The organism is Streptomyces griseoloalbus (assembly GCA_014650015.1).
GTDB classification, from domain to species: domain Bacteria; phylum Actinomycetota; class Actinomycetes; order Streptomycetales; family Streptomycetaceae; genus Streptomyces; species Streptomyces griseoloalbus.
The window spans coordinates 1-23,043 of the sequence record BMUD01000042.1 but is presented as its reverse complement, the minus strand read 5'-3'; the positions used below and the strand labels follow the sequence as shown (position 1 = coordinate 23,043).

General features: G+C 75.2%; 3 protein-coding genes. All 3 read left to right on the top strand.

Features of this window, described 5'->3' with window-relative positions:
• Nucleotides 1–4,058: SDR family NAD(P)-dependent oxidoreductase (locus IE178_RS34325; RefSeq protein WP_193514976.1), on the top strand; the 4,058-nt coding region annotated here is incomplete at its 5' end.
• A 304-nt stretch (nucleotides 4,059–4,362) separates the two neighbouring features.
• Nucleotides 4,363–20,991: a type I polyketide synthase gene (locus IE178_RS34320; protein WP_193514975.1), complete on the top strand. Its 16,629-nt coding sequence runs from the start codon at nucleotides 4,363–4,365 to the stop codon at nucleotides 20,989–20,991.
• A partial coding sequence (locus IE178_RS34315; protein WP_438874439.1) for a type I polyketide synthase occupies nucleotides 20,988–23,043 on the top strand: 2,056 nt, incomplete at its 3' end. The genes IE178_RS34320 and IE178_RS34315, both read left to right, overlap by 4 nt.

Sequence of the window (23,043 nt, the reverse complement as noted above, 5' to 3'; positions counted from 1 at the left end):
CGGTCAACGGACCGGACGCGGTCGTCGTCGCGGGCGTGGAGCCGGAAGTCCTCGCGCTCGCCGACGAGTTCGCAGCCCTTGGGCGCAAGACGCAGCGACTGGCGGTGAGTCACGCCTTCCACTCGCCGCTGATGGACCCGATGCTGGCGGAGTTCCGCCGGGTCGCCGAGAAGCTGACCTACGCCGAGCCGGTCATCCCCGTCGTCTCCAACATGACCGGCGAGGTCGCCGACCCCGCCCTGCTGTGCTCGGCCGACTACTGGGTGCGCCACGTCCGCGGCACCGTGCGCTTCGCCGACGGCGTACGGGCCCTGGCCGACGGGGGAGCGGACGCCTTCCTGGAACTGGGACCCGGCGCCGTCCTCACCGCCCTGACCCGGCAGACCCTCGGCGACGAGGCGGACGCCGTGGCGGCGCCCGCCCTGCGCGCCCGGCGCGACGAACAGACCGCGCTGCTCACCGGGCTGGCCGAACTGCACGTCGCGGGCGTCCGCGTCGACTGGGCCGCCTGGTTCGAGGGAACCGGCGCCCGCCGCACCGACGTCCCCACCTACCCCTGGCAGCACCGGGCGTACTGGCCGCGTCCGCTCGCCCACGCGGGCGACGTGGCCGGCGCCGGACTGGTCCCCGCCGAGCACCCCCTGCTGGGCGCCGCCGTGTCGCTGGCCGGCTCCGAGGGTGTCCTGCTCACCGGGCGGGTGTCGCTGCGCACGCACCCGTGGCTCGCCGACCACACCATGGGCGGCATGGTCCTCTTCCCCGCCACCGGATTCCTGGAGCTGGCGGTCCGCGCCGGTGACCAGGTCGGCTGCGGACGCGTACAGGATCTCGCCCTGACCACCCCGCTGGTGCTCGACGAGCGGGGCGCCGTCGCCGTACAGGTGCGGGTCGGCGCGCCCGACGACTCCGGCGTCCGGGAACTCGGCATCCACTCCCGGCCCGCCGACGCCGACACCGAGCCGTGGACCCAGCACGCCCTCGGCGCCCTCGTCCCGGGGGATCGCGGGGTCGACTTCGGCACGGCCGAGTGGCCGCCGAGCGACACGGAACCCGTCGACCTCACGGGCTTCTACGAGCGCACCGAGTACGGACCCCTCTTCCAGGGGCTGCGCGCCGCCTGGACCAGGGACGACGAGGTCTTCGCCGAACTGGATCTGCCGGGTGGCGCCGACGACGCGGCACTGTTCGCCCTGCACCCGGCGCTGCTGACCGCCGCGCTGCACGCCGTGGAGTTCGTGCGGCTGAAGGACGCCGACCAGGGGCTGCTGCCCTTCTCGTGGTCGGGTGTCTCACTGCACGCCACCGGAGCGGCACGACTGCGGGTCCGGCTGGTCAAGGCCGGCGAGGACACCGTGTCCATCGCGGCCGTGGACCCCGCGGGACGGCCCGTCCTGTCGGTCGAGTCGCTGGCGCTGCGGCCCTCGTCCGCCGCCCGGCTGCTCGGACCGGCCGCCACCGACCGCGCCTGCCTGCTGCGGCTGGAATGGGTGCCGGCCGAGACCGGAGGCGAGCGGAACGGCGCGGTGCCCGGCCCGCTGGTGGCCCTGGGCGAGGACGCGTTCGGAGCGGGCCGCACCTTCACATCGCTGTCCGAGGTCACCGAGAACGGCACCCGGGTCCTCGTTCCGGTCGCGGACCACACCGGCCGCGCCGACGTCCCGGTGGCCGCCGTCCACGACGCCACCCGCGCGGCCCTGGCCCTCGTCCAGGAATGGCTCGCCGAGCCCCGGCCCACCGGCGCCCGGCTGGTGTTCGTCGCCCGCGGTGCCGTCGCCGCACGACCCGGCGATCCGGCCGACAACCCGGCGGCGGCCGCCGTGTGGGGCCTGGTGCGCACCGCCGAGTCCGAATACCCCGGCGGGTTCACCCTGGTCGACATCGAGTCCGCGGCCCTACCGCCGCTGGACACCGTCTTCGCGGTGGACGAGCCGCAGATCGCCGTCCGGGACGGCCGGCTCCTGGTCGGCCGCCTCGCCCAACTGCCCATGACGCAGGACGCGCCGGCCGCATCCACGACGGACGACGGGCCGGAGCACCGGGACGCCTTCGGCGCCCGCCGTGCCGGAACCGTCCTGATCACCGGCGGCACCGGGAGCCTCGGCTCGCTCACCGCCCGCCACCTGGTGACCAAGCACGGCGTCACCAGGCTGCTGCTCGCGAGCCGACGCGGACCCGAGGCACCCGGCGCCGCCGGACTGCGGGACGAACTCACCGCGCTCGGCGCCCACGTGGACCTCGTGGCCTGCGACATGGCCGACCGGGACGCGGTGGCCGCACTTCTGGCGGGCATCGACCCGGCGCACCCGCTGACGGCCGTCGTCCACGCGGCGGGCGTCCTCGACGACGCCGTACTCACCTCCCTCACCCCCGAACGGCTGGCGGACGTCCTGCGGCCCAAGGCCGACGCCGCCCTGCACCTGCACGACCTGACCCGAGACCTGGACCTCGACGCGTTTGTGCTCTACTCGTCCATCTCGGGCGTCACCGCCCGCGTCGGACAGGCCAACTACGTCGCGGCCAACACCGTCCTCGACACCCTCGCCCAACAGCGCGCCGCACAGGGCCTGCCGGCCCTGTCACTGGCCTGGGGCGCCTGGGACCTGGGCGACGGCATGGCCCGGGACCTGCTCACCGACAGCGGCCGGCAGCGCATCCGGTCCAGCGGTGTCGACACCCTGCCCACCGACCGGGCCCTGGACCTGTTCGACGCCGCCCTCCGCCTCGACGAACCCTTGGTGGTCGCCACCACCTTCGTGACACCCCCGGCGGGATACACGGGCGACGTACCGCCCCTCATGCGGGGGCTGGTCCGCGCGCCACGCCGGACAGCGGCCGCCTCCGCACCGCTCCGCGCCGCCGACCCGGTCTCGTTCCGGGAGCGCCTGGACACCCTCGGCGCCGCCGAACGGCAGCAGGCGTTGCACGACCTGGTCGTCGCCCACACCGCGGAACTCCTGGGCCACCGCGACCAGTCCGACGTCGACCCGGAACGGAACTTCCTCGAACTCGGCTTCGACTCCCTCATCGGTATCGAACTGCGCCGCAAGCTCAGCGAGGCCACCGGACTCCAGCTGCCCGCGAGCATCGTCTACGACAGCGGCTCACCCGAGGGACTCACCGCCTGGCTGGACACCGAACTGTCCGCCCAGGGCGGCGGCCCGGCCGCCCACGGTGCCGCGGCCGCCGGCGGCCCCACCGAGAACGACTCCCTGGAGCGGCTGTTCCTCGACGGCCTCGCCCGCGGCAAGACCCGGGAGGCGCAGCGCATGCTGGCCACCGTCGCAGCTTTGCGGCCCACCTTCGAGGCGACCGCCGAACTGGAGGACCTGCCCTGGCCGGTGACGCTCGCCGAGGGCCCGGCCGCCTCGCGGCTGGTCTGCGTCAGCGCGCCCACCGCCAACGGCGGCGTCCACCAGTACGCCCAGCTCTCCGCGCACTTCCGGGGCAGCCGCGACGTGACCGCGCTGCCGCTGGTCGGCTTCGCCACCGGCGAGGCCCTGCCCGCCGGACCCGAGGCCGCCGCCCGGGTGATCGCAGAGAGCGCGCTGCAGGCCGCAGACGGACGGCCCTTCGTCCTCGTCGGCCACTCCTCGGGCGGCTCCCTCGCCTACGCCGCCGCCGGCGTGCTGGAGACCACGTGGGGCATCCGCCCCGCCGCCGTCGTACTGCTCGACACGCTGAGCATCCAGCACAAGAACGACGAGGGCGTGGACTTCGCGGGCATGATGCGGTTCAACTTCACCGCCGTCGACGACTCGCCCGTACGGCTCACCAACTCCCGGCTGTCCGCGATGGGCCGCTGGATGGTCCTGCTCAACGCCCTCGACGTGCACCCCACCACCGCACCCGTACTCGAGATCAAGTGCACCCGCACCCTCATCGAGGGTGTCCCCGCACCGGACGCCGACACCCTGCACCAACCGCTGGTGCCGTCGGCCACCGTACGGCCGGTCGACGCCGACCACCTCTCCGTGATCCGTGAGGACTCCGCCGAGGCCGCCGCCCTCATCCAGGAGTGGCTGACCGAGCTGGAGGCTCCGGCGGCCGCCGCCCGATGAACGGGAGAGCAGCAGCCCAATAACCGATCCAGCACAAGGGAATTCACCAGTTTCCCTCCCCGGGCCGGGCGCACGTGGCACCCACCACGGCGCCCGGCCCCGTCTTTCCCCCGAGGCTCTAGGGAAACCCGCAGTCCGGGACGGCCAGACTGACCACCGGACCGGGTCGGCCTGCGACCCGGACCGGAAGACCACCGGCCGGCGCTCCCCGCGCACCGCCGGTTCTTCCGACAGGGACGGGGCGTGGATCCGGACATCGCCGCTCTCCGCGTTTTCCGGAATCCGAGTGAGAGGTGGGCACCTGATGTCGAACGAGGACAAGCTCCGCGCGTACCTCAAGCGGGCGATCGCCGACCTCCAGGAGGCCCGGCAGCAGCTCAGCGAGGCCGAGAACCGCGACCGCGAGCCCGTCGCCGTCGTCGCCATGGCCTGCCGCTACCCCGGCGGCGCCCGCTCGCCCGAGGAACTGTGGGAGCTGGCCCGGGACGGCGTGGACGCGATCTCCGCGTTCCCCGCCAACCGCGGCTGGGACCTCGACCGGCTGTTCCACCCCGACCCCGCCCACCACGGCACCACCTACACCCGCGAGGGCGGCTTCCTGCACGAGGCCGGCGAGTTCGACCCGGCGTTCTTCGGGATCTCCCCGCGCGAGGCCCTCGCCATGGACCCGCAGCAGCGCCTGCTCCTGGAGACTTCCTGGGAGGCCCTCGAACGCGCCGGGATCCTCCCCGACTCCCTCACCGGCAGCCCCACCGGCGTCTTCGTCGGCACCGGGCACGGCGACTACGACAGCGCCTCCCGGGGCCGCCAGGAGGAGGTCGCCGGACACCTCCTGACCGGCAACACGGTCGCCGTCGCCTCCGGCCGGCTGTCCTACACGTACGGCTTCGAGGGCCCCGCCGTCACCGTCGACACCGCCTGCTCCTCTTCCCTGGTCGCCCTCCACCTGGCCGTGCGTTCCCTGCGCCAGGGGGAGTGCTCCCTCGCCCTGGCCGGCGGCGCCACCGTCATGTCGACGCCGAAGATGTTCACCGAGTTCGCCCGCCAGCGCGGCCTGGCCGCCGACGGCCGCTGCAAGGCGTTCGCCGCCGCCGCCGACGGCACCGCCTGGTCCGAGGGCGTCGGGATGGTCCTGCTGGAGCGGCTCTCCGACGCCCGCCGCAACGGCCACCAGGTCCTCGCCGTCATCCGCGGCTCCGCCATCAACCAGGACGGCGCCTCCAACGGCCTCACCGCCCCGAACGGGCCCTCGCAGCAGCGCCTGATCCGCCAGGCCCTCATCGACGCCGGCCTGTCCGCCGCCGAGGTCGACGTCGTCGAGGCGCACGGCACCGGCACCACCCTGGGCGACCCGATCGAGGCCCAGGCCCTGCTCGCCACCTACGGCCAGGACCGTCCCGCCGATCGGCCGCTGCTGCTCGGCTCGCTGAAGTCGAACATCGGCCACACCCAGGCCGCCTCCGGTGTCGGCGGCGTCATCAAGATGGTGCAGGCCATGCGGCACGGCACGCTGCCCAAGAGCCTCCACATCGACGCACCCACCCCGCACGCCGACTGGGCCGACGGCGCCGTCGACCTGCTCACCGAGCACACCGACTGGCCGGAGACCGGCCGGCCGCGCCGCGCCGCCGTGTCCTCCTTCGGCGTCAGCGGCACCAACGCCCACCTCGTGCTGGAGCAGGCCCCGGAACCCGAGCCCGCCGACGAGGCCGAGGGCCGGGCGGACAGCCCCGCGTGGCTGCCGTGGGTGGTGTCGGCGAAGTCGCGTGAGGCGGTGCGGGAGCAGGCCGCGCGGCTGGCCGCGTCCGTGCGCGGCAGCGGCGCGGGTGCGCTGGACGTGGCGCACTCGCTGGTGTCGACCCGCGTCGCGATGGAGCACCGTTCGGTCGTCGTGGGCAGCGGCCTCGACGACCTGCTCGCCGGCCTCGACGCGCTCGCCGCCGGCCGGCCCGCACCCGGCCTCGTCGACGGCACCGCCACCGAAGGAAGCGGCGTCGTGTTCGTCTTCCCGGGCCAGGGCTCCCAGTGGGCGGGTATGGCCAACGAACTCCTGGACACTTCACCGGTGTTCGCCCGGCGGATGTCCGCCTGCGCCGACGCGCTCGCTCCTCACGTCGAGTGGTCGTTGCTGGATGTGGTGCGGGGTGTGGAGGGTGCCGCGTCGTTGGAGCGGGTGGATGTGGTGCAGCCGGTGTTGTGGGCTGTGATGGTGTCGTTGGCGGAGGTGTGGCGGTCGTGTGGGGTGCGGCCGGCCGCTGTGGTGGGTCATTCGCAGGGTGAGATCGCGGCTGCGTGTGTGGCGGGTGGTCTGTCGTTGGAGGATGCGGCGCTGGTGGTGGCGTTGCGTTCGCGTGCGTTGCGTGCGTTGTCGGGGCTTGGCGGCATGGTGTCGGTGGCCCGTGGTGTGTCGGTGGTGCGTGAGCTGATCGGCCGGTGGGAGGGCCGGGTGTCGGTGGCGGCGGTGAATGGGCCGTCGTCGGTGGTGGTGTCGGGTGACGCGGACGCGTTGGACGAGTTGTTGGTGGTGTGTGAGGCGGAGGGGGTGCGGGCCCGTCGGGTGGCGGTGGACTATGCGTCGCATTCGGCTCATGTGGAGCGGATCGAGGCGGAGTTGGCGGAGTTGCTGGCTCCGGTGGTGCCGCGTTCGTGTGAGGTGCCGTTCTATTCGACGGTGTCGGGTGGGGTGATCGACACCGTGTCGCTGGATGCCGGGTACTGGTATCGGAATCTGCGGGGGACGGTGGAGTTCGAGGCGGCGACGCGTGCGTTGCTGGCGGACGGTTTCCGGGTGCTGGTGGAGGTGAGTGCGCATCCGGTCGTGGCGACCGGGGTGCGTGAGACGGTCGAGGACGCGGGTGTCGCCGCCGGTGTGGTGGGGACGTTGCGTCGTGACGAGGGTGGCTGGGAGCGGTTCACGCTGTCGCTGGGCGAGGCGTGGGCGTACGGCGCGGACGTCGACTGGGACGCCTTCTACGAAGGCACCCGTCCCCGCCGCGTCGACCTCCCCACCTACCCCTTCCGCCGCGAGTGGTACTGGCTCACCCCCGACGAGACCGACCGGCCCGCCGGCACCGGCGGCGACCCCGCCGACGGCGAGTTCTGGTCCGCCGTCGAGAGCGGTGACGTCACCCGACTGTCCACCGTCCTCGACATCACCGGCGACGACACCGAGGCCTTCAGCAGCCTGCTGCCCGCACTCGCCTCCTGGCGCCGCCGCCGCACCCTGCGCACCACCCTCGACTCCTGGCGCCACCGCGTCCACTGGACCCCGCTGACCGGTGCCGCCGGACCCGTCCCGGCCGGCCGCTGGCCCGCGCTCGTCCCGGCCGGGCACGCCGACGACCCCTGGGTCGACGACGTCCTCACCGCCCTCACCACCCGCGGCCTGCGCGTCGAACGCCACAACCTGACCGGCGACGAGGACACCGCCGCCCTCACCGCACTGCTCACCACCACCCCCGACGGCGAGGACGCCGCCGGAGTGCTCTCGCTGCTCGCCCTCGACGAGCGGCCGCACCCCGACCACCCCGCCGTACCGCGCGGCCTCGCCGCCGCCAAGGACCTGACGCACGCCCTCGCCGGCACCGGCACCCGCCTGTGGGCGCTCACCCGCGGCGCCGTCGCCGTCGACAGCCGGGACCCGCTGACCTCTCCCGTCCAGGCCGAGACCTGGGGCTTCGGCCGCGCCGTCGCCTTCGAACTCCCGGACACCTGGGGCGGACTCGTCGACCTGCCCCCCACCCCCGACCCGCGGGCCCTCGACCGCCTCCCCGGCCTCCTCGGCGGCACCGAGGACCAGCTCGCCGTGCGCGCCTCCGGCTCCTACGCCCGCCGGCTCGCCCGGATGCCGCTGCCCGAGCCCGTCGGCGACGCCGACCCCACCGGCACCTGGGCGGCACACGACACCGTCCTGATCACCGGCGGCACCGGCGCCCTCGGCGCCCACGTCGCCCGCTCCCTGGCCGCCGCCGGCACCCGGCACCTGGTCCTCACCAGCCGCCGCGGCCCCGACGCGCCCGGTGTCGCCGACCTCACCGCCGACCTCACCGCCCACGGCGCCCGCGTCACTGTCGCCGACTGCGACGTCGCCGACCGCGACCAGCTCGCCGGGCTCCTCGAGTCCCTCCCCGCCGACCTGCCGCTCACCGGCGTCGTCCACGCCGCGGGCGTCCTCGACGACGGCGTCCTCGACGCCCTCACCCCGGACCGCTTCGACGCCGTCCTGCGCCCCAAGACCCTCGGCACCGCCAACCTGCACGAACTCACCCGCGACCGCGACCTGTCGATGTTCGTGCTGTTCTCCTCCATCGTCGGCGTCCTCGGCAACGCCGGACAGGCCAACTACGCCGCCGCCAACGCCTACCTCGACGCCGTCGCCGAGCAGCGCCGCGCCGCCGGCCTGCCCGTCACCTCCGTCGCCTGGGGCCCCTGGGCCGACGCCGGCATGGCCACCGCCGACGTCCTCACCGACCGGATGCGCCACGACGGACTCACCCCGATGGCGCCCGACACCGCCGTCGCCGCACTGCGCGCCGCCGTCACCGAGGGCGCCTCGCACGCCACCGTCGTCGACGTCGACTGGCCGTCGTACGCCGGCGTCCTGACCGCCGCCCGGCCCAGCCCCCTCATCGGCGACCTGCCCGAGGTCCGCCGCGCCCTGGAAGCCGCGAAGGCCGCCGCGCCCGACACCCACGCCCTGCGCGACCGGCTGCGCGGCCTCGCCCCCGCCGACCAGGACCGCCTGCTCACCGACCTGGTCCGCGCCGAGGTCGCCACCGCCCTGCGCTACGCCTCGCCCGAGGCCGTCGACGTGCAGCGCGCCTTCAAGGACCTGGGCTTCGACTCGCTCACCGCCGTCGAGGTGCGCAACCGCATCACCGCCGCCACCGACGTCAAACTGCCCACGACGCTCCTGTTCGACTACCCCAACACCGCCGCCGTCGTCGACCACCTCAAGGGTCGGCTGCTCGGCGAACAGCAGCGCACCGCCGCACCCGTCGTCGTCGCGGCCGGGGTCACCGACGAGCCGATGGCCGTGGTCGCCATGGCCTGCCGCTTCCCCGGAGGGGTCACCAGCCCCGAGGAACTCTGGGACCTGATGGTCGCCGAGGTCGACGCGGTGTCCACCCCGCCCGCCGACCGCGGCTGGGACCTCGACTCGATGTACGACCCCGACTCCGAGCGGCAGGGCACCACCTACAGCCGTGAGGGCGGCTTCATCCAGGACGTCGCCGGATTCGACCCTGCGTTCTTCGGGATCTCCCCGCGCGAGGCCCTCGCCATGGACCCGCAGCAGCGCCTGCTCCTGGAGACCTCCTGGGAGACGTTCGAACGCGCCGGCATCGACCCGGAGACCCTGCGCTCCACCGCCACCGGTGTCTTTGTCGGCACCATCAACACCGACTACCAGGTCCGCCTCGGCGGCGCCGCCGCCCAGGAGCAGCTGGCCGGCCACCTCATGACCGGCAACGCCTCCAGCATCGCCTCCGGCCGCCTGTCCTACACGTACGGCTTCGAGGGCCCCGCCGTCACCATGGACACCGGCTGCTCCTCCTCCATGGTCGCCCTGCACCTGGCCCTGCAGTCGCTGCGCACCGGCGAGTGCACCATGGCCCTGGCCGGCGGCGTCACCATCATGTCCACCCCCGAGCCCTACGTGGAGTTCTCCCGGCAGCGCGGCCTGGCCGCCGACGGCCGCTGCAAGGCGTTCGCCGAGGGCGCCGACGGCATGGGCTTCGCCGAGGGCGTCGGCCTCGTCCTGCTGGAGCGGCTGTCCGACGCCCGCCGCAACGGCCACCCGGTGCTCGCCGTGGTGCGCGGCTCCGCCCTCAACCAGGACGGCGCCTCCAACGGCCTCACCGCCCCCAACGGGCCCTCCCAGCAGCGCGTCATCCGCCAGGCCCTCGCCAACGCCGGCCTGTCCGCCACCGAGGTCGACGTGGTCGAGGCGCACGGCACCGGCACCCCGCTCGGCGACCCGATCGAGGCCCAGGCCATCCTCGCCACCTACGGCCAGGACCGTCCGGCGGAGCGGCCGCTGCTGCTCGGCTCGCTGAAGTCGAACATCGGCCACACCCAGGCCGCCGCGGGTGTCGGCGGCATGATGAAGATGGTGCTCGCGATGCGGCACGGCATGGTGCCCAAGAGCCTGCACATCACCGAACCCACCTCGGTCGTCGACTGGTCCAGCGGCGCCGTCCGCCTGGTCACCGAGGCCACCCCCTGGCCGGACGCCGGCCACCCCCGCCGGGCCGGCATCTCCTCCTTCGGCATCAGCGGCACCAACGGCCACCTCATCCTCGAACAGGCCCCGGAACCCGAGCCCGCCGACGGGACCGGCGACCCGGCCGCGGAGACGGACGGCGTCCTCACCGAAGAGGCCCAGGCCCCCGCGTGGCTGCCGTGGGTGGTGTCGGCGAAGTCGCGTGAGGCGGTGCGGGAGCAGGCCGCGCGGCTGGCCGCGTCCGTGCGCGGCAGCGGCGCGGGTGCGCTGGACGTGGCGCACTCGCTGGTGTCGACCCGCGTCGCGATGGAGCACCGTTCGGTCGTCGTGGGCAGCGGCCTCGACGACCTGCTCGCCGGCCTCGACGCGCTCGCCGCCGGCCGGCCCGCACCCGGCCTCGTCGACGGCACCGCCACCGAAGGAAGCGGCGTCGTGTTCGTCTTCCCGGGCCAGGGCTCCCAGTGGGCGGGTATGGCCAACGAACTCCTGGACACTTCACCGGTGTTCGCCCGGCGGATGTCCGCCTGCGCCGACGCGCTCGCTCCTCACGTCGAGTGGTCGTTGCTGGATGTGGTGCGGGGTGTGGAGGGTGCCGCGTCGTTGGAGCGGGTGGATGTGGTGCAGCCGGTGTTGTGGGCTGTGATGGTGTCGTTGGCGGAGGTGTGGCGGTCGTGTGGGGTGCGGCCGGCCGCTGTGGTGGGTCATTCGCAGGGTGAGATCGCGGCTGCGTGTGTGGCGGGTGGTCTGTCGTTGGAGGATGCGGCGCTGGTGGTGGCGTTGCGTTCGCGTGCGTTGCGTGCGTTGTCGGGGCTTGGCGGCATGGTGTCGGTGGCCCGTGGTGTGTCGGTGGTGCGTGAGCTGATCGGCCGGTGGGAGGGCCGGGTGTCGGTGGCGGCGGTGAATGGGCCGTCGTCGGTGGTGGTGTCGGGTGACGCGGACGCGTTGGACGAGTTGTTGGTGGTGTGTGAGGCGGAGGGGGTGCGGGCCCGTCGGGTGGCGGTGGACTATGCGTCGCATTCGGCTCATGTGGAGCGGATCGAGGCGGAGTTGGCGGAGTTGCTGGCTCCGGTGGTGCCGCGTTCGTGTGAGGTGCCGTTCTATTCGACGGTGTCGGGTGGGGTGATCGACACCGTGTCGCTGGATGCCGGGTACTGGTATCGGAATCTGCGGGGGACGGTGGAGTTCGAGGCGGCGACGCGTGCGTTGCTGGCGGACGGTTTCCGGGTGCTGGTGGAGGTGAGTGCGCATCCGGTCGTGGCGACCGGGGTGCGTGAGACGGTCGAGGACGCGGGTGTCGCCGCCGGTGTGGTGGGGACGCTGCGTCGTGACGAGGGTGGCTGGGAGCGGTTCACGCTGTCGCTGGGCGAGGCGTGGGCGTACGGCGCGGACGTCGACTGGGACGCCTTCTACGAAGGCACCCGTCCCCGCCGCGTCGACCTCCCCACCTACCCCTTCCAGCGGCAGCACTACTGGCCCCGCTTCGCCGACTCAGCCGGCGACGTCACCTCCGCCGGACTGGAATCGCCCGACCACCCGCTGCTCGGCGCCTCGGTCGAACTCGCCGGCGGCGACGGACTCGTCGCCACCGCCCGCTGGTCCCTGCGCAGCCAGCCCTGGCTCGCCGACCACGCCGTGTCCGGCACCGTCATCGTCCCCGGCACCGCACTCGTCGAGTCCGTCATCCGCGCCGGTGACGTCCTCGGCGTCGGCAGCGTCGACGAACTGACCCTCCAGGCCCCCGTCGTCCTCCAGGAACGCGGCGAGGTCCAGGTCCAGATCGGCATCGGCGACGCCGACGACTCCGGCCGCCGCCCCGTCACCGTCCACACCCGGGCCACCGGACCCGACGGCGACACCGAGGACCTGTGGACCCTGCGCGCCCAGGGCACCCTCGCCGAGCCCGGCGCCCCCGCCGTGGCGCGGCCCGAGGACTTCACCGCCTGGCCGCCGCCCGGCGCCGCCGCCCTGGCCGCCGACGGCTTCTACGACCTGCTCGCCGGCCGCGGCTACGAATACGGCCCCGTCTTCCAGGGAGTCCGTGCCACCTGGCGGCGCGGCGACGACGTGTTCGCCGAGGTCGTCCTGCCCGACCAGGTGCGCGGCGACGCCGCCCGGTTCGGCATCCACCCCGCCCTGCTCGACGCCGCCCTGCACGCCGCGGGGCTCGCCCCCGGCGGCGACGACCGCACCGTCGTCCCCTTCGCCTGGTCCGGCGTGTCCCTGTACGCCACCGGCGCCACCGCGCTGCGCGTACGGATCTCCCCGGCCGGCGAGGACACCGTCACCGTCCACCTCACCGACCCGAGCGGCGCGCCCGTCGCCGTCATCGACTCGCTGGCCGTCCGCGAGGTGGCCGCCGAGACCCTCGACCCGTCCGCACGGGCCGCCCGCGACTGGCTGTTCCACCTCGACTGGACCCCCCTCACGCCCGCCGCCACCCCCGCCGACGCGACCCGCTGGGCCCTGCTCGGCACCCCGGACATCCCCGTCACCGCCCCCGACGGCACCACATCGCTGCCCGTCCTCGCCGACCTCACGGCTCTCGACGACACCGCCGGCCAACGCCCCACCGCCGTCCTGCTGTTCACCGGACAGGGCGCGACGGCCGCACCCGGCGACGACACCCCGGCCGCCGCCCGCACCGGCGACGACACCCCGGCCGTCCCCGACACCGTCCTCGGCGAGGTCCTGGCCACCGTCAACGACTGGCTCGCCGACGACCGCACCGCGGAGATCCCGCTCGTCGTGGTCACCCGCGGCGCCGTCGCCACCGGACCCGGCGACCCCGCGCACGACCTGCCCGGCGCCGCCGTCTGGGGCCTGGTGCGCTCCGCGCAGTCCCAGCACCCCGGCCGCCTCGTCCTCGCCGACCTCGACGTCCACGAGGACTCCTGGCAGGCCCTGCCCGCAGCGCTCGCCACCGGCGAACCGCAGCTCGCCCTGCGCCAGGGCACCGCCCACGCGCCCCGGCTGGCCCGCCCCCGCACCGCCGACACCCTGACCGCGCCCGACGGCGCCGCCGCCTGGCGCCTGGACATCCCGGTCAAGGGCTCCGTCGACCAGCTGGAACTGGTGCCCTGCCCCGAGATCACCGACGAGCCCGCACCCGGACACGTCCTCATCGAGGTCCGGGCCGCCGGACTCAACTTCCGCGACGTCCTCAACACCCTCGGCATGTACCCCGGCCCCGCCGTCCTCCTCGGCGCCGAAGCCGCCGGCGTCGTCACCGCCACCGGCCCCGGCGTCACCGGCCTCGCCCCCGGCGACCGCGTCATGGGCCTGGTCACCGGCGGCTTCGGCACCCACGCCGTCGCCGACGCCCGCATGGTCGCCCCCGTGCCCGACGGCTGGACCTTCGCCCAGGCCGCGTCCGTCCCCGTCGCCTTCCTCACCGCCTACTACGGCCTGCGCGACCTCGCCGGCCTCACCGCCGGCGAGTCCGTCCTCGTCCACGCCGCCGCCGGCGGCGTCGGCATGGCCGCCGCCCAGCTCGCCCGCCACTGGGGCGCCGAGGTCTACGGCACCGCCGGCGACCACAAGCGGCGCCTGCTGCGCGCCGAGGGCTGGGCCGACGACCACCTCGCCTCCTCCCGCACCCTCGACTTCGAGGACCGGTTCCGGGAGACCAGCGGCGGACGCGGCGTGGACGTCGTACTGAACTCGCTGGCCGGCGACTTCGTCGACGCCTCGCTGCGCCTGCTCGCCCCCGGCGGACGCCTCGTCGAAATGGGCAAGACCGACGTCCGCGACCCCGGCCAGGTCACCCTCGACCACCCCGGCGTCGCCCTCTACCAAGCGTACGAACTGCGCGAGGCCGGCGAGGACCGCATCCAGGAGATGTTCGCCGACCTCACCCGGCTCTTCGCCGACGGCTCCCTGCGCCCGCTGCCCACCGTCACCTGGGACGTCCACCACGCCCGCGACGCCTTCCGCCACATGGCGCAGGCCAAGCACTACGGCAAGATCGTCCTCACCGTGCCGCGCGCCTGGAACCCCGACGGCACCGTCCTCATCACCGGCGGCACCGGCACCATCGGCGGCATCCTCGCCCGCCACCTCGTCACCCGGCACGGCATGCGCCACCTGCTGCTCACCGGCCGCCGCGGCCCCGACGCCCCCGGCGCCGCCGACCTGCGCGACGAACTCACCGCCCTCGGCGCCCAGGTGACCGTCACCGCCTGCGACGCCGCCGACGCCGACCAGCTCGCCGCCACCCTCGCCGCCGTACCCGCCGCACACCCGCTCACCGCCGTGGTGCACGCGGCCGGCGCCCTCGACGACGGCGCCCTCGAACACCTCACCCCCGACCGGCTGCGCACCGTCCTCGCGCCCAAGGCCGACGCCGCCCGCCACCTGCACCGCCTCACCCGCGACCTCGACCTCGCGGACCTGGTGCTCTTCTCCGCCGGCGCGGGCGTCTTCGGCAACGCCGGACAGGCCAACTACGCCGCCGCCAACACCTACCTCGACGCCCTCGCCCACCGCCGCCGCGCCGACGGCCTGCCCACCACCTCCCTGTCCTGGGGCCTGTGGGCCGACGCCAGCGCCATGACCGGCCACCTCGACGACACCGACCTCGCGCGCGTCCGCCGCTCCGGCGTCCTGGCGCTGTCCGCGGCCGACGGCATGGCCCTGTTCGACGCCGCGCTCGCCGAACAGCGCCCGCACCTGGTGCCCGTCCGCCTGGACACCGGCCGGCTGCGCACCGGCGACGGCGAGATCCCGCACCTGCTGCGCGCCCTGTACCGGGGCCCGGTCCGCCGCACCGCCCGGGCGGGCGCCGACGGCGGCACCGACGGACTGCGGCTGCGCCTGGCCGGCCTGCCCGCCGACGACCGGCTCACCCTGCTGCGCGACCTCGTCGCCACCCACGCCGCCGCCGTCCTCGGCCACACCGACCCCGACCAGCTGCACGGCGGCCGCGCCTTCCGCGACCTCGGCTTCGACTCGCTGACCGCCGTCGAACTGCGCAACCGGCTCAACGCCGCCACCGCGCTGCGGCTGCCCGCCACCCTCGTCTTCGACCACCCGACCCTCGCCGAACTCGCCGCCCACCTCGACGGCGAACTCTCCGGCACCACCCCCGCCACCGCGCCCGCCGCCCCGGCACCCCTCCCGGCCGCCGCCCAGGGAGACGAACCGTTCGCCATCGTCGGCATGGCCTGCCGCCTCCCCGGCGGGGTGCGCTCCCCGGAGGACCTGTGGCGGCTCCTCGCCGACGGCGCCGACGCCATCGCCGAGTTCCCCGGCGACCGCGGCTGGGACCTCGACGGCCTCTACGACGCCTTGCCCGGCGACCAGGTCACCTCCCGCACCCGCGAGGGCGGCTTCCTGCACGACGCCGCCGACTTCGACGCCGACTTCTTCGGTATCTCCCCGCGCGAGGCCCTCGCCATGGACCCGCAGCAGCGCCTGCTGCTGGAGACCGCCTGGGAGACGTTCGAACGCGCCGGCATCGACCCCCGGTCGGTGCGCGGCAGCCGCACCGGCGTCTTCGCCGGCCTCTCCTCCAGCGACTACCTCAAGCGCGTCGCCCACGTCCCCGACGAGATCGCCGGCTACGTCAACAACGGCAACGCCAACAGCATCGTCTCCGGCCGCGTCGCCTACACCCTCGGCCTGGAAGGCCCGGCCGTCACCGTCGACACCGCCTGCTCCTCCTCCCTCGTCGCCCTGCACATGGCGCTCCAGGCGCTGCGCCGCGGCGAGTGCACCATGGCCCTGGCCGGCGGCGTCACCGTGATGTCCTCGCCGGAGATCATCGTCGACTTCTCCCGCCAGCGCGGCCTGGCCGCCGACGGCCGCTGCAAGCCGTTCGCCGCCGCGGCCGACGGCACCGGCTTCTCCGAGGGCGTCGGCCTGATCCTCGTCGAGCGGCTCTCCGACGCCCGCCGCCACGGCCACCAGGTCCTCGCCGTCGTGCGTGGCTCCGCCATCAACCAGGACGGCGCCTCCAACGGCCTGACCGCCCCCAACGGGCCCGCCCAACAGCGCGTCATCCGCCAGGCCCTGGCCGACGCGGGCGTCAGCGCCACCGAGGTCGACGCCGTCGAGGCGCACGGCACCGGCACCCGCCTCGGCGACCCCATCGAGGCACAGGCCCTCCTCGCCACCTACGGCCAGGACCGCGACCCCGGACGGCCGCTGCTGCTCGGCTCCGTCAAGTCGAACATCGGGCACACCCAGGCCGCCGCGGGCGTGGCCGGCGTCATCAAGATGGTCCTCGCCCTGCGGCACGGCCTGCTGCCCAAGAGCCTGCACGTCGACGCGCCCACCCCGCACGTCGACTGGTCCGCCGGCGCCGTCAGCGTCCTCACCGAGGCCACCGCATGGCCCGAACCGGCCACCCCCCGCCCCCTGCGCGCCGCCGTGTCCTCCTTCGGCATCAGCGGCACCAACGCCCACGTCATCCTCGAACAGGCCCCGGCCGGCCCCGACTTCGCCGACGAGACGGACAGCGGCGTCGACGACGCGGCGCAGGCCCGCGCCGAACGCCCGCTGCCCTGGATCCTGTCCGCCCGCAGCGACGCCGCCCTGCGCGGCCAGGCCCGCGCCCTGCTCACCCACCTCGACGCGCACCCCGGCCTCGCACCCGCCGACATCGCCCTGTCCCTCGTGACCCGCCGGGCCACCCTGGAGAAGCGCGCCGTCGTCGTCGCCACCACCACGGGCGACTTCCGGGCCGGCCTCGCCGCCCTCGCCGACGGCACCCCCTCGCCCGCCGTGACCAGCGGCGGCCGGGGCGCCGGCCGCGACCGCAGGGCCGTCCTCGTCTTCCCCGGCCAGGGCTCCCAGTGGGCCGGCATGGGCGCCGAACTCCTCGACACCTCACCGGTGTTCGCCGCACGGATCGACGCCTGCGCCGACGCCCTCGCCCCGTACGTCGACTGGTCCCTCACCGACGTACTGCGCGGTACCGGGGGCGCGCCCTCCCTCGACCGGGTCGACGTCGCCCAGCCCGCCCTGTGGGCGGTGATGGTCGCCCTCGCCGAGGTGTGGCGCGCCCACGGCCTCAAGCCCGCCGCCGTCCTCGGCCACTCCCAGGGCGAGATCGCCGCCGCAGCCGTCAGCGGCGCCCTCTCCCTCGACGACGCCGCGCGGATCGTCGCCGTGCGCAGCCTCGCCATCGCCCGCGAACTCTCCGGCCACGGCGGCATGGCCGCCGTCACCGCCCCGCACGACGAGGTCGCCGCGCTCGTCGCCGACCTGCCCGGCGTCTCGGTCGCCGCCGTCAACGGCCCCTCCTCCGTGGTGGTCTCCGGCGACACCGACGGCCTCGACACCCTCCTCGCCGGCTGCGCGGAGCGGGGCGTGCGCGCCCGCCGCATCCCCGTCGACTACGCCTCCCACTCCGCGCACGTCGACCGGCTCGCCGAAACCCTGCCCGCCGCCCTGGACGGCATCGAACCCCGCGACGGCGACATCCCGTTCTTCTCCACCGTCACCGCCGACTGGCTGCCCGGCACCGCCCTGGACGCCCCCTACTGGCACCGCAACCTGCGCGGCACCGTCCGCCTGGAGGAGTCCCTGCGCGCCCTCCTCGACCAGGGCCACGACGTGTTCGTCGAGTGCAGCCCCCACCCGGTGCTCACCGTCGGCGTCGAGGACACCGTCACCGCCGCCGGCGCCGACGCGGTCGCCCTCGGCTCCCTGCGCCGCGACGACGGCGGCACCGACCGGGTGCTGACCGCGCTGGCCGCCGCCCACGTCGCCGGCGTCCCCGTCGACTGGCGGCCCGCCGTCGCCCACGGCCGCCCCGTGGACCTGCCCACCTACGCCTTCCAGCGCGAGCGGTACTGGCTGGAGGCGACCGGCACCCAGGCCGACCCCACCGGACTCGACACGGTCGTACGGCTCGCCGACGGCGGCGCCGTCCTCAGCGGCGGACTCTCGCTGACCGGCCAGCCCTGGCTGGGCGCCCACCGCGTGCACGGCACCGCCGTCGTCCCCGCCACCGCGCTGCTCGACTGGGCGGTACGGGCCGGCGACGAGACCGGCAGCCCGACCGTCACCACCCTCGACGAGCACACCCCGGTCGCCGTCCCCGAACGGGGCCGCGTCGACCTCCAGATCACCGTCTCCGCACCCGGGGGCACCGGCGACGACCCGGGCCGGCGCACCCTCACCGTCCACTCCCGCACACCCGACCCGGACGGCACCGACGTGCCCTGGACCCTGAACGCCACCGGCACCCTCACCGCCGGCGACCCGGCGCCCGCCCCGGCCGGCCCGGACACCTGGCCGCCCGCCGGCGCCCGCCCCGCCGACCCCGCCCGGGGCCACGACCGCCTCGACGGCAGCGGCCTGGACACCGGCGCCGCCTTCCGCACCCTGCGCGCGGTGTGGCGGCACGGCACCGACCTCCTCGCCGACGTGGAACTCCCCGAGGACGCCCGCGCCGACGCCGGCCGGTTCCGCGTCCACCCGGCGCTGCTCCAGACGGCCCTCGCCCTGGCCGCCACCCCCGAGCACGCCACCGCGCCCGCACTGCCGCAGCGCTGGCAGGACGTCACCACGTACGCCACCGGCGCCACCCGGCTGCGCCTGCGGCTGACCGGGGACGGCGACACCTGGACGGTCCACGCCCACGACGGCACCGGAGCCCCCGTGCTCACCGCCACCGCCGCCACCCGCCCGGCCACCCCCGACCGGCTCCCGGCCACCACCGCCCCCGACGCCCTGCACCGCGTCGAGTGGACCCCGTGGACCGGCGACACCGACCCCGCGGACCTCACCGGCCCCTGGGCGGTCGTCGGAAGCCCCGGACGCCTCACCGCCGCGCTCGAACGCGCCGGCGCCACCGTCCATGTCCACGCCACCCTCGACGACCTCACCGCCGCCCTCGACAGCGGCGACTCCGAACAGCCGGCGCTGGTCGTCGTCCCCCACACCCACGACAACGGCACCACCGGCACGGCCGCCCCGGACACCGCGACCGCCGCCCACACCTCCGCCCACCGGGCACTGCGCCTGGCCACCACCTGGCTGAGCGACCCGCGCCACACGGCCACCCGGCTCCTCGTGGTGACCGAGGGCGCCCTCGCCACCGGACCCGACGACAGCGTCCCGGCCCTCGCCGACGCCACCGTCTGGGGCCTGCTGCGCTCCGCCCAGACCGAGCACCCCGGCCGCTTCCTCCTCGCAGACCTCGACCCGAACACGGACCTCCCGGCCGCCGGCCTCACGGCCACCGGCACCCCGGACCCCACGGACGGCGACCGCGCCGACGCCTCGGCCACCGCCCTGCTCGCCGCCGTCGCCGCCGCCGGCCGCACCGGCGAGCACCAGTTCGCCGTGCGCTCCGGCACCGTCACCGTGCCCCGCCTGGTCCGCGCCGACCGCGACAGCACCACACCCGCGGACAGCACCCCGTGGGGCGACGAGACGACGACCGGCACCGTCCTCGTCACCGGCGGCACCGGCGTCCTCGGCGCCCTCGTCGCCCGCCACCTCGTCACCCGGCACGGCGTACGCCACCTGCTGCTCACCGGCCGCCGCGGCCCCGACGCCCCCGGCGCCGCAGGCCTGCGCGACGAACTCACCGCCCTCGGCGCCGAGGTCTCCGTCGTCGCCTGCGACGCCGCCGACCGCGACCAACTCGCCGCCACCCTCGCCGCCGTACCCGCCGAACACCCCCTGACCGCCGTGGTGCACGCGGCCGGCGTCCTCGACGACGGCCTCCTCGACACCCTCACCCCCGAACGCCTCGACCACGTCCTGCGCCCCAAGGCCGACGCCGCCTGGAACCTGCACGAACTCACCCGCGACACCAAGCTCTCCGCGTTCGTGCTGTTCTCCTCCTACGCGGGCCTCGCGGGCGGCCCCGGCCAGGCCAACTACGCCGCCGCCAACGCCTTCCTCGACGCCCTCGCCCAGCACCGGCGCGCCCGCGGCCTCACCGCCGTCTCCCTCGCCTGGGGCTTCTGGGAGGACCGCAGCGACCTCACCGGCGCCCTCGACGGGGCCGACCTCGCCCGACTGGACCGGGCCGGCATCCGCCCCCTCACCGCCGACCAGGGCCTCGGCCTGCTCGACGCGGCCACCGCCCTGGACACCGCCCACCTGGTGCCCGTCCGACTCGACCCGCGCGCCCTGCGCGCCGACCAGGTGCCCCCGCTGCTGCGGGCCCTCGCCCGGCCGGCCGCCCGCCGCGCCGCCGACGCCGGAACCACGGGCGGACCGCAGGACTTCCGCCGCCGGCTCGCCGCGCTGAGCGGCCCCCAGCAGCAGGCCCTGCTGCACCGCACGGTCCTCGGCCACGTCGCCGCCGTCCTCGGCCACGCATCCGCCGAGGCCCTGGACTCCGGGCGCGGCTTCCTCGACCTCGGCATGTCCTCTCTGACCGCGGTCGAACTCCGCAACCGCCTCAACGCGGAGACGGGCCTGACCCTGCCCACCACCCTCATCTTCGACCACCCGGACCCGGCCGCCCTCGTCCGCCACCTGCGGGACGAGCTCGGCACCGGCGGCACCGGATCCGGCGACGCCGGCCAGCCCGTCTTCGCCGAACTGGCCGACCTCGAGGCCGCTGTGAGCGGCACCGAACTCGACGACCAGGACCGGGCCCGCCTGGCCAAGCGACTCCAGGCCCTCCAGTGGAAGCTCGACGCCACCACGGAGACCACCGGCGAGCGCGACGACACCGACCTCGACACCACCACGGACGACGAGATGTTCGACCTGATCGACAACGAACTCGGCCTCGCCTGACACACCCGGCCCGGCACCGCGTCCTTCCAGAACCAGAGGATTCCACCCCCATGGCAAGCTCCGAAGACAAGCTCCGCGACTACCTCAAGAAGGTCACCGCAGACCTGCGTCGCACCCGTCAGCGGCTGGAGTCTGTCGAGTCCGGCCAGAGCGAGCCGATCGCCGTCATCGGCATGGCCTGCCGCTTCCCCGGCGGCGTCCGCTCCCCGGAGGACCTCTGGCGGCTCGTCGCCGACGGCACCGACGCCGTCGGCCCGCTGCCCGACGACCGCGGCTGGGACCTCGACTCCCTCTACGACCCCGACCCGGGCACCCCCGGCAAGAGCTACGTCCGCGAGGGCGGCTTCCTCGACGGCGCCGCCGACTTCGACGCCGACCTCTTCGGCATCGCCCCCCGCGAAGCCCTCGCCATGGACCCCCAGCAGCGGCTGCTGCTGGAGACCGCCTGGGAGGCCGTCGAACGCGCCCGCATCAGCCCCGCCTCCCTCCGCAACACCGACACCGGCGTCTTCGTCGGCGGCGCCGACACCAACTACGGCTCCCTCGCCCGCACCACCGGGGAGACCGAGGGCCACAACCTCACCGGCGGCGCCATGAGCGTCCTGTCGGGCCGTATCTCCTACACCCTCGGCCTCGAGGGCCCGGCCGTCACCGTCGACACCGCCTGCTCCTCCTCCCTCGTCGCCCTCCACCTCGCCACCCGCGCCCTGCGCGCCGGCGAGTGCTCCCTCGCCCTGGCCGGCGGCGTCGCCATGATGCCGACGACCGAACTGTTCACCGAGTTCTCCCGCCAGCGCGGCCTCGCCCCCGACGGCCGCTGCAAGCCCTTCGCCGAAGCCGCCGACGGCACCGCCTGGGGCGAGGGCGTCGGCGTCCTCCTCGTCGAGCGTCTCTCCGACGCCCGCCGCAACGGTCACCAGGTCCTCGCCGTCATCCGCGGCACAGCCGTCAACCAGGACGGCGCCAGCAGTCGCCTCACCGCCCCCAACGGGCCCTCCCAGCGCCGGGTCATCGAGGCCGCCCTCGCCGACGCCCGCCTCACCCCCGACCAGGTCGACGCCGTCGAGGCCCACGGCACCGGCACCACCCTCGGTGACCCCATCGAGGCCCAGGCCCTCCTCGCCACCTACGGCCGGAACCGGCCCGCCGACCGGCCGCTGCGCCTCGGCGCCGTCAAGTCGAACATCGGCCACGCCCAGGCGGCGGCCGGTGTCGCGGGCGTCATCAAGATGGTCATGGCGATGCGCCACGGCGTGCTGCCCGCCATCCTGCACGTCGACACGCCCACCTCCCACGTCGACTGGACCGCCGGCGCCGTCGAACTCCTCACCGAGGCCACCGACTGGCCCACCGCCGAACACCCCCGCCGCGCCGGCGTCTCCGCCTTCGGCATCAGCGGCACCAACGCCCACGTCCTGCTGGAACAGGCCCCCGTCCACGTGGAGACGGAGACATCCGACGGCACGGGTACGGACACTCCGGCCGTCGACCCCGCCGTGACCCCGTGGCTGCTGTCCGCCCGCTCCGAGGCCGCGCTGCGCGCCCAGGCCGAACGCCTCCTCGCGCACATCAACGCCTCGGCCGCTGGCTCCCGGCACGCCGACGTCGCCCTCTCCCTGGCGACCAGCCGAGCCCCGCTCCCGCACCGCGCGGTGATCCTCGCCACCGACCCCGACACCACCGCCCAGGCCCTCACCGCCCTCGCCGGCGCCGCACCCCACCCCGCCGTCCTCGAAGGCACCGCCCAGGGCGGCTCCACCGCCTTCCTCTTCTCGGGCCAGGGTTCGCAGCGGCTCGGTATGGGCCGTGAACTGCACGCGCGTTTCCCGGTGTTCGCGGAGGCGTTCGACGCGGTGTGCGCGGGGCTGGACGAGCACCTGGACCGGCCGTTGCGTGAGGTCGTGTGGGGTGGGGACGCGGATGTGCTGAACCGGACCGTGTATGCCCAGGCGGGCTTGTTCGCGGTCGAGGTGGCGTTGTTCCGGCTGGTGGAGTCGTGGGGTGTGCGGCCGGAGTTCGTGGCCGGGCATTCGATCGGTGAGGTGGCCGCCG

Excerpts from the sequence above, each read along its gene's own strand:
- IE178_RS34320 (WP_193514975.1), top strand. The coding sequence starts at position 4,363 with ATGTCGAACGAGGACAAGCTCCGCGCGTACCTCAAGCGGGCGATCGCC.